The sequence below is a fragment of the Aureimonas sp. AU22 genome, assembly GCF_001463745.1.
Taxonomy (GTDB): domain Bacteria; phylum Pseudomonadota; class Alphaproteobacteria; order Rhizobiales; family Rhizobiaceae; genus Aureimonas.
Genome location: NZ_BBWJ01000039.1, coordinates 117672 through 126955 on the forward strand (window position 1 = coordinate 117672; position 9284 = coordinate 126955).

Genomic DNA, 9284 nt, shown 5'->3' on the forward strand with positions numbered 1-9284 from the left:
CGCGAGGAGGTGAGTTTCAGTTCGGGCGCTTCTCGACGACTTCCCTGACGACCGGTCCTGCGGAGAAGGCGTTCGGCCAGCCGGCGTAGAAGGCGATCTGGGTGACGACCTCGCCGGCCTCCTCCTCCGTCAGACCATTGTCCAAGGCCCGGTTCAGATGTCCGGCAAGCTGGGCGACCTGCCCGTTGGCCATCAGCGAGGAGATCGTCACGAGACTGCGGTCGCGGGGATCCAGGTCGGGCCGCAGCCAGACGTCCGCGAAGAGCGGGTCGGTGGTGAACTCCGCCAGGCCCGGCGAGGCCGTGCCGAGGAGCTGCCCGACGCTCGCCTTCCGTGCAGCCTCGGCCCTTTCGTCGATCTGTCGCAGATCGGGTGAAGCAGCAGGAAGGCCATCTGCGGCGATGCCGCGTTCGGCGAACACGGTCCTGGCGACATCGACGGCGGCCATGGCGTTCGACCACCCTGCGTAGAACGCGAGATGCGTGATCGTCTCCGACAGTTCGACGGGCGTCACGCCGCCATCGAGCGCACCCTCGATGTGATGCGCGAGATCGAAGGTCTGGCCTCGAGCGACCAGTATCGCAACGGTGACGAGGCTGCGGTCGCGCCGGGATAGCTGAGGACGCTTCCACAGGCCTTCGACGACGGTATCTCGACCATACCGGGCCAGCGCCGGCGAGACGGTGCCGATCTCGGTCTGGGACAGGCTGGATGCGCTTCTCGGCAGTTCGGGGTCGGACTGGCCGTCCTGCGCCATGGCTGCCGTCCCGAGCGAGACGGTGAGGATCGATGTCGATAGGAGCTTCATGGTGGTTCCTCTGGAAAACTTCGGGAGGATCGAGTCGTCGCCGGGACGCTGTCGTTCGTGTCGGGCCAGATAGGGATCGAAGCGGACAGACCGTACTTAGACATTCTGGACCGTCGAATTAGACAGCCCAATCCGCACGTGGTTATAGATGGCGTCGATGAATACCCGTGACGATCTCAGCGACCTGCAAGCCTTCCTTGCCGTGGCGCAGGAGCGCAGCTTCACGCGTGCAGCGGCGAAGCTCGGCATCTCGCAGCCGACCCTGAGCCATACCGTTCGTCAGCTCGAGGCGCGGCTCGGGGTTCGTCTGCTGGCTCGCACCACGCGCAGCGTCTCTCCGACCGAGGCTGGAGAGCGCCTTCTTCTGACGATCGCGCCCCTGTACGAAGGGATCGTCGCCGGACTGAATGCGCTCGGCGAGTACCGGGACAAACCGGCAGGCACGATCCGCATCACCGCGGACGAGCACGCCGTCGACGTCGTCCTCGCGCCGGCCTTGGAACGGATCCTACCCAACCATCCGGACATCAAGGTGGAAGTCACCATCGACTACGGCCTGACGGACATCGTGGCCGAGCGCTACGACGCCGGGATCCGGATTGGAGAGCAGGTCGCCAAGGACATGATCTCGGTGCCTGTCGGTCCCGAGATGCGTATGATTATCGTCGGTGCGCCTTCGTATTTCGCCGGGCGTACCGCGCCGACGCGGCCCCAGGACCTTCTGGAACACAACTGCATCAATCTGCGCCTGCCGACGCATGGCGGGATATACGCGTGGGAGTTCGAGAAGGACGGTCGCGAACTGCGCGTGCGTGTCGACGGACAGCTCGTCTTCAACAGCACGAAGCCCCGGCTTCGGGCGACGCTTGCCGGTCTCGGTCTGGCGTACATGCCCGAGACCCTGGTACGTGATCATCTCGCAGATGGAAGCCTCGTTCAGACGCTCGACGACTGGTGTGCTCCCTTCCCCGGCTATCATCTGTACTATGCGAGCCGCCGACAGCCCTCGCCCGCTTTCACTGTCCTTGCGGACGCACTCCGGTACCGCAGCCGTGACGTAGATCGGTAGGCTCGGAACACCATGCGATGTGCAACGAGCGAAGGCATCAGATGCCAAGGAATTGGACGCAGCGACTTCATCAGCGCATCTCGGCAAGTCGTTTGAGCGCCCCGTTCGGGCGCTCGCCTTTCCTAGTCCGGCGGATGCCAGTTGACCGGAGACCGGTTTTCCAGGTTGCGCGAATGGTGGATCTTCGGTGTAGGTGAATAGCTACCAGAAAGGTTCTCGACGTAGGAAAACCTAGCTTAAGCCTATGCTATAACGAGCGCTTCAGACCCGACGTAATTGGTCTGGCCCGCAGGCGGGTGTACTCAGAACTTCAGACGTCATTTCGATCCAACCGATTCCAGAGGCCGCATGCTACCAGACGAGTTGAAGCCTGTTTTTCTGAAATTCTTCTCGGAAGTCGATCGTTTCGTCTCACGTGAAGTTACACAAACCAAGGGTCGGACTGGAGAGATCACAACTACCCGCAGACTTCTCCGCTGCTTGCATCTCAGCGAGAAGACGCAGCCGCCTGATGGATTGCGTTTCACCCCTCAACAATTCAGGGAGGAATTGGCTCAGGCTGCGGGACGCATTCCGGGATACCGAGACGTTGGATTCGAAATTAGGGCTGAGGAGTTCACTCAACCTTACGAAGGTCGCGTCACACAAGCCGATTACGCTGTCCGCTTGTCATATGAAGACACAAGTGAAGATGTGAACGCCGTCACCGCTAGCTGGGATGCCTTCTATTTCTTCCAGGCGAAAATTGCCAAAACGCTTGGGTCGGAAGCAACTATCGACGATCATGATTGGACAGGTGATGCGGCTTTCGGCGTCACGGCTGGCCAAGATGCGGCGGTAGAGAGCGTCAGAAATCATTTAGGCGACGGCTTACTGTACAATCTTTACTGCCCGTCAGACGCACTGGAACTCGATCCGAGTGCACACGTATATCAAAGGCTACTGGGAAACCTCAGCAAACGACCTGACGAGTGGGATCAGGCGAAAGCGGCTGGGCTATGGGTAGCCAGACACCTGCCATCCACGCTAAGCGAACTTCTGCATTCAGATGATGAACTGACCCGACCGTGGGTGCTATTCCTCATGGACCATTATTTCGATCAAGATGCTAGTGACACACGGGCTCTGGACGTGATGTATCGTGGTCAATCGTATGCGAACGACGACGAACTCATGGTCCGGAAGCTACTATTCGATAGAAACTCCGACATCATTGCGAAGATACAGAATCAACTCGTTGACGAAGGAGTTCGTGAAAGGATCAAACGGATGAGCATGTTCGCAAACCATGGGCATCGTCCGACGATCAACATCGCCATCAAGTTTCCAGGGTTTGATTACATTCACACACCGCGCATCGAGCTCCCCGGCCCGTAGCGCGATTTTTGCTCGGCTTTGCCGGAACGCAGACTTCGACCGCATCGGCATTCGGCGTCCGTGTATCCAAGGCATTGAGGGGAAGCGGCAGGCGAAGTGCGGGGCGCTCAGGGAGTGACCCGATCGAGACCGCCTGTACGGCGGACGATCCTGATCGGGTCCAACCAGAGTATATGGATCAAACGTTGATGGACGTCGTGGCTGGCTTCGCCTCCGTAGCGTGCTCAACTTCACCGGCCGCACTGCGCAGCCTTGCGTTCCTGGTCTCAGGTACGAACTGGATCGCGACGACGCCCAGGATGGCGATCGCGATGACATAGTAGCCCGGCGCGATGGGGGTGCCGAAGTACCCGACCAGCCAAGCTGCGATCAGCGGCGTGGTCCCTCCGAACACGGCGACCGTAAGCTGGTAGGAGACCGCGTGTCCCGTCGCACGGAACGACGTCGGAAAGAACTCGACGGCGGCTGCGAACGAGGCCCCACCGTACAGCCCGATGCCGATGCCGATCAGGAGCTGCCCGAGAAGAGCACCACCGAAGGTGCCGGCGGACGCGAACTGCAGGGCCGGATAGGCCGCGCAGGCGATCCACAGGGCTCCTGCAGTCAGTACCGGCTTGCGACCGATGCGGTCCGCCATGAACCCGCCGACCACCAGGAACAGCGACAGCACGAAGACAGCGATCGCATTGGACGCGAGTGCGGCGTTCGCGTCGAGTCCGGCCTGCCGAACAAGAAACGTGTACATGAATCCGAGCAGCAGGTACGAGCCGACCGTCTGGACCGGCTGGATCAGCAGCAGATAGAGCATCGAACGAAGGCTGGCCCGGCGGTCGTCGCGAAGCTGTTGCGCGTCGCTCGTCCGCTTGGCCTCAACGTATTCCGCCGGTTCCTCCAGGTTGCGACGCATCCAGAAGCCGACGACGCCGATGAGGCCGCCGAGGATGAACGGCAGACGCCAGACCCAGTCCGAATAGGTCTCGGGCCCCGCGGCGAACTGCAGAACGGCCAGCATGACCGCGACGAAGGCATTCGGGAGGTGGCCGAAGAACCAGACGACGCCGACCCAGAACCCGCGTCTGTCGTCCGGAGCCGACTCCAGGATGTAGCTCGTGGCACCGCTGGTCTCGCCGCCCATCGCGAAGCCCTGGAGTAGGCGGCAGAAGGCCAGAAGGATGGGGGCCGCGATCCCGATCGTCGCGAAGGTCGGAAGAAAGCCGATCGCCGCGGTCGCGCCGGCCATGAGCCAGATCGTGATCGACAGGATCCGCACTCGCCCGATCCGGTCGGCGAGATATCCGAAGAACAGGCCACCCAGCGGACGGGCGAAGAACGCGACGGCGTAGACCGTGAAGGTGCTGAGGATCGCGGCCTGGGGGCTGGACGAATGGAAGAAGTGCGTCGCCAGGATCGGGACCGAGAACCCGAACACAGCGAAGTCGAAGATCTCGCCGAACTGCCCGACGGAAGCGGCTCCGATCTTCTTACGATTGCCCGATAGGGCATTTTCGGTATGCGCCATGGTCTCCTCCCAGTGGCGTTGCAATAGGTTCGTGCGATCGCGTCCGCTTCACTCCCGCGGACGGTCGAGCACGAGCAGAAAGGTTCAGAAGACGAAGACGCCCTTCCCGCCCGACTGGGCATCGAAGTGTCGATAGGCCTCCTCGGCCTGATCCAGCGTCCATCGATCGGTGAAGAGGCGGTCGAGGTCGAGTCCACGCGACACGACGAAGTCCGCGCAGGCCTTCTGCCCGACCGTCGACATCGTATAGGAGGTCATCACCGTGACCTGCCGGTCCAGCAAAGCCTTCGTCTCGACGGTGACCTGACCACCGACACCGACCATGCACAGGCGGCCCCACGTCGCGATCGCCTTGAGAGCGGACGTCGCGGCCTGCGGCGAACCCGAGGTCTCGACGACCAGCGAGACGCCCTTGCCGCCGGTAAGGTCGCGCAGGGCCTCGGTCACGTCGGCGTTCCGAGGGTTGATGGTCTCGTCCGCACCGAAGCTGCGGGCGAGTTCGAGTCTGTTCTCGTCGAGGTCCACCGCGATCACCCTTGCACCTCGGGTCGAGGCGAGCAGCGTCGCGGAGAGGCCGACCGGCCCCTGCCCCAGGACGACGATGGTCTCCTCCCCTCGCATCTGGGCTCTCTCGAGCGCGCCCCAGGCCGTGCCGGTGCCACAGGCGATCGCCGCGCCCGCCTCGAAGCTGAGGTCGTCGTGCAACGGCACCAGCGTCGCCGCCGCGACCTTCATGTAGGGGGCATGCGCACCGTGGGCGTTCGCACTGTAGGTGGTCCGGGTCACCGGCTCGCAGAGCTGCGGCCAACCGGTGCGGCAGTGATCGCAGACCGTGCAGCCATGGTAGTGGTGCACCATGACGCGATCGCCGACCTTGGCGACGTGCGCAAGCACGCCTGGGCCGACGGCAGCAACGATCCCGGCAGGCTCGTGGCCGGCGATCATCCGGGCCTGCACGGGAACGTTCGGATCGTGCGGAGCGCGATACCAATGCAGATCGCTGCCGCACATCCCCGAAGCCTTGATCTCGACGACGACCTCCCCGTGTCCGGGGGTCGGATCATCGAAGTCGGCGATGACGGTGCGGCGATCCCCTAGGAACACCAGCCCCTTCACGACACGAACCCCGCCCGACGGCAGTCGATCGTATCGGAGGACCCGATTGCGTTTCCGGTAGCCGGTATCGTCACGTTCAGCGACTTCGCTGAAGCGGACGCGGGCAGACCCCGCCGGGAGACGTCGTCGAATGAAACCACTGATCTGTTCACGATGCACCTGGATTGCGGAACGACGCCGCGACGATCTCGTCGTCCAGAGCGGCATCCTGGCCCAGATACTGACCACCGCCTCCAGGAGCATTCAAGCAACGATCCCGCCTTGAGGCGGTCGGCAATAATATCAGCTTATATCTACTCGCGACACGGACCCCCGATCTAAATGAGACTACCGACATCTCTTGGACCGGGATCGCCGGGTTGCCACGCCGGGTTCGGCAGCGCTCCGAACGCACGGCGACTGAAGACCTCGTATCGTCCTCGACTTCAAAGGTCGGACGCAGAAGTGGCGCGCCCTCGTGAGAGGTCGCGCGCCACGACGGTCGCCTGGATAGATGCCCGCCCGGACGAAGGAGCGCTCCGCCGAGGCTCGGGCGCTCAGGCCACTTCTGGCAGTTTCTCGATCAACTTGTCCAAGGTGATCGGGTAGTGGCGTACGCGGATCCCGGTCGCATTGTGGATCGCGTTCGCGACCGCCGCGCCGACGCCGCACAATCCGAGTTCGCCGACTCCCTTCGCCTTCATCGGTGACGATCGCGGGTCGGTCTCGTCCAAGAAGATCACCTCCTGATGGGGTATGTCGGCATGAACGGGCACCTCGTATCCGGCGAGATCATGATTGACGAAGAACCCGTGACGTTTGTCGACCGCGAGTTCCTCCATCAACGCACCACCGACCCCCATCGTCATGGCACCGATGACCTGGCTGCGTGCCGTGATCGGATTGAGGATGCGGCCTGCGGCGCAGACCGACAGCATGCGCCGCACCCGCACCTCGGCCGTGGCGACATCCACACCGACCTCCACGAAGTGGGCGCCGAACGTGGACTGCTGCTCGGCATCGGTGAACGCCTCGTCGAACTCGATCTTGTCCTCTGCGACGATCTCGCCATCCACGGCCGCATCGGCCAGAGGGATCGATCGATTACCGGAGCGCACTTCGCCGTCCGCGAACACCAGATCGTCGGCCGAGTTGAAGCCCAGCTTGCTCGCCACCGCCTCACGCAACTTGACGCAGGCGGCGTAGACGCCTGCGGTCGAGGAGTTGGCACCGAACTGACCGCCGGATCCAGCGGAGATTGGAAACGCGGAATCGCCGAGATTCACGGCCACTCGCGAGAGCGGCAGCCCCATCATCTCCGCCGCCGTCTGGGCGATGATGGTGTAGGAGCCCGTGCCGATGTCCGTCATGTCGGTCTCGACCGTCACCACCCCGTCGCCGCCCAGCCTGACACGGGCGCCGGACGGAAGGGCCATGTTGTTGCGGAAGGCCGCGGCGACGCCGATGCCGACCATCCACTGCCCGTCGCGCACCTGTCCTGGCTGCGGGTTCCGGGCGTTCCATCCGAACCGGTCGGCCCCCTGTCGCAGGCACTCGACGAGTTGGCGTTGCGAGAAGGGTCGATCCGGCTTCATCGGATCGACCTGCGTGTCGTTGATCACGCGGAACTCGATCGGATCGAGACCGAGGCTCTCCGCCATTTCGTCCATGGCGATCTCGAGTGCCATCAGTCCTGGCGCCTCACCTGGGGCACGCATCGCGTTGCCTTCGGGCAGGTCCATCTCTGCGAGGCGCATCGACGCAAGACGGTTGGCGCCGGCGTAGAGGAGCTTGGTCTGGGCCACCGCCGTCTCGGGATCTCCCCCGGTCAGGTTACCGGACGTGCTCTCGTGGGCGATCGCGGTGATCTTGCCGTCCCGTCCTGCCCCGATGCGGATCCGCTGGATCGTGGCTGGACGATGCGTCGTGTTGTTTGGGATCATGGGGCGCGTCAACGCCACCTTGACCGGGCGCTTGACGGCCTTCGCGCCCAAAGCGGCCAGCACGGCGTCCACACGCAGGAACAGCTTGCCGCCGAACCCGCCGCCGACGAAGGGCGAGAGCAGCCGAACCTTCTCCTTGGGGACGTTCAGCGTGGCCGCAAGATCGGTCAGGCCCCAGTCGATCATCTGGTTCGACGTCCAGACCGTCAGTTCGTCCCCGTCCCACCGCGCCGTCGAGGCATGCGGCTCCATGGCGGAATGGCTCTGATCGGGCGTCGTGTATTCCTGATCGAGGCGGACGGGAGCCTCGGCGAACGCGGCCTCGAAGTCGCCGAACCGATCCTCGGGAGGCGAAGCGCTTCCCTCGTCGCTGTTGCCTCCGACGATGCGAGCATCCGGTGCGAGCGCGGTCAGATCGAAGCGTCCGTCCTCCCGGACGTAGTCGACGCGAACGAGGCCGGCGGCGGCCCGTGCTTCCTCGAACGTCCTTGCGACCACGAGCGCGACCGCCTGATGGTAGTGGTCGATCTCGGGACCGCCGAGCAGCTTGGCGACGTTGTACTTGCCCTTGCCCAGTGTACCAGCGGTCTCAGCCGTCACGATGGCGAGGACGCCCGGAGCGCGCCGGACCTCGTCCAGATGCATCGCCGAGATTCGCCCCTTCGCGATGGCAGCACCGACGACGGAACCGTAGGCCATGTCGGCACCGACGTCGTGACGCTCGTAGGCGTAGGGCGCGGTCCCGGTGACCTTGAAGCGCCCGTCGATGCGGTCGAAGGGCTGGCCGACGACCTTCATGCGATCGATCGGGTTCGTACCCGCGGGAGTATCGAACTTCATGGCCTCAGTTCCTGGCTTGGGTCAGAACCGCCGCGAGCGTGCGCTCGGTCAGCGGGATCTTGAACGCGTTGTGCTCGGTGGGACGGGCGCCTTCGAAGAGCTTCCCTGCGGCCTCGCCGGCCCCTCGTGTCAGGGCGGCATCGGCTGCGTCCACACGCCATGGCCTGTGCGCGACGCCGCCGACGGCGACGCGTCCGGAGCCATCGGGCTGGATCACGGCAGCCACGGATACGAGCGCGAAGGCGTAGGACGCCCGGTCGCGCACCTTGCGGTAGATGTGCCGGCCGCCGAGCGGCGCGGGCAGCGTCACGGCAGTGATGAACTCGCCCGGCTCCAGCGTCGTCTCGACGTGTGGCGTGTCGCCCGGAAGGCGGTGAAAGTCCGAGATCGGGATCGTGCGCGCCTCGCCGTCCGGCTTCACGGTCTCGACGCCCGCGTCGAGCACCCGTAGGGCGACGTTCATGTCCGACGGGTTTGTGGCGATGCAGGCGTCGCTCACACCGACGACGCCGAGCTGCCGCGAGTAGCCTTCCAGGGCCGAACAGCCGGATCCTGGCTGACGTTTGTTGCAGGCCATGTTGGTGTCGTAGAAGTACGGGCAACGGGTACGCTGCAGGAGGTTACCGGCGGTGG

7 protein-coding genes are annotated in these 9284 nt (G+C 63.9%); 2 read left to right on the forward strand and 5 right to left on the reverse strand.

Annotated elements, in window-relative coordinates; genetic code table 11:
• Positions 1-16: 16 nt before the first annotated feature.
• Positions 17-808 carry a carboxymuconolactone decarboxylase family protein gene (locus AUL34_RS13670; protein WP_061934699.1) on the reverse strand — a complete coding sequence of 264 codons (792 nt, stop codon included), beginning with the start codon at positions 806-808 and terminating at the stop codon, positions 17-19.
• A gap of 148 nt (positions 809-956) precedes the next feature.
• Here AUL34_RS13670 and AUL34_RS13675 point away from each other — a divergent pair, with 148 nt between their 5' ends.
• Both AUL34_RS13675 and AUL34_RS22320 read left to right on the forward strand, forming a co-directional pair.
• The gene (locus AUL34_RS13675) at positions 957-1877 is read left to right on the forward strand and encodes a LysR family transcriptional regulator (protein WP_244492563.1); all 921 of its coding nucleotides are present in this window, start codon (positions 957-959) and stop codon (positions 1875-1877) included.
• 348 nt (positions 1878-2225) lie between these two features.
• Positions 2226-3254 carry a hypothetical protein gene (locus AUL34_RS22320; protein WP_156420923.1) on the forward strand — a complete coding sequence of 343 codons (1029 nt, stop codon included), beginning with the start codon at positions 2226-2228 and terminating at the stop codon, positions 3252-3254.
• A gap of 178 nt (positions 3255-3432) precedes the next feature.
• Here AUL34_RS22320 and AUL34_RS13685 read toward each other — a convergent pair whose 3' ends face one another.
• From AUL34_RS13685 to AUL34_RS13700, 4 genes are all read right to left on the reverse strand, one after another.
• Complete coding sequence (locus AUL34_RS13685) at positions 3433-4773, reverse strand: MFS transporter (RefSeq protein WP_061934702.1); 1341 nt, start codon at positions 4771-4773, stop codon at positions 3433-3435.
• Between the two features lie 84 nt (positions 4774-4857).
• A complete protein-coding gene (locus tag AUL34_RS13690; RefSeq protein WP_061934703.1) occupies positions 4858-5889 on the reverse strand; it encodes a zinc-binding dehydrogenase in 1032 nt (343 codons plus the stop codon).
• Between the two features lie 536 nt (positions 5890-6425).
• Positions 6426-8651, reverse strand: a complete 2226-nt coding sequence (paoC, locus tag AUL34_RS13695) for an aldehyde oxidoreductase molybdenum-binding subunit PaoC (protein WP_061934704.1) — start codon at positions 8649-8651, stop codon at positions 6426-6428.
• A 4-nt stretch (positions 8652-8655) separates the two neighbouring features.
• A partial coding sequence (locus AUL34_RS13700) for a xanthine dehydrogenase family protein subunit M (protein WP_061934731.1) occupies positions 8656-9284 on the reverse strand: 629 nt, incomplete at its 5' end.

Excerpts from the sequence above, each read along its gene's own strand:
- AUL34_RS13670 (WP_061934699.1), bottom strand. The coding sequence starts at position 808 with ATGAAGCTCCTATCGACATCGATCCTCACCGTCTCGCTCGGGACGGCA.
- AUL34_RS13675 (WP_244492563.1), top strand. The coding sequence starts at position 957 with ATGGCGTCGATGAATACCCGTGACGATCTCAGCGACCTGCAAGCCTTC.
- AUL34_RS22320 (WP_156420923.1), top strand. The coding sequence starts at position 2,226 with ATGCTACCAGACGAGTTGAAGCCTGTTTTTCTGAAATTCTTCTCGGAA.
- AUL34_RS13685 (WP_061934702.1), bottom strand. The coding sequence starts at position 4,773 with ATGGCGCATACCGAAAATGCCCTATCGGGCAATCGTAAGAAGATCGGA.
- paoC (WP_061934704.1), bottom strand. The coding sequence starts at position 8,651 with ATGAAGTTCGATACTCCCGCGGGTACGAACCCGATCGATCGCATGAAG.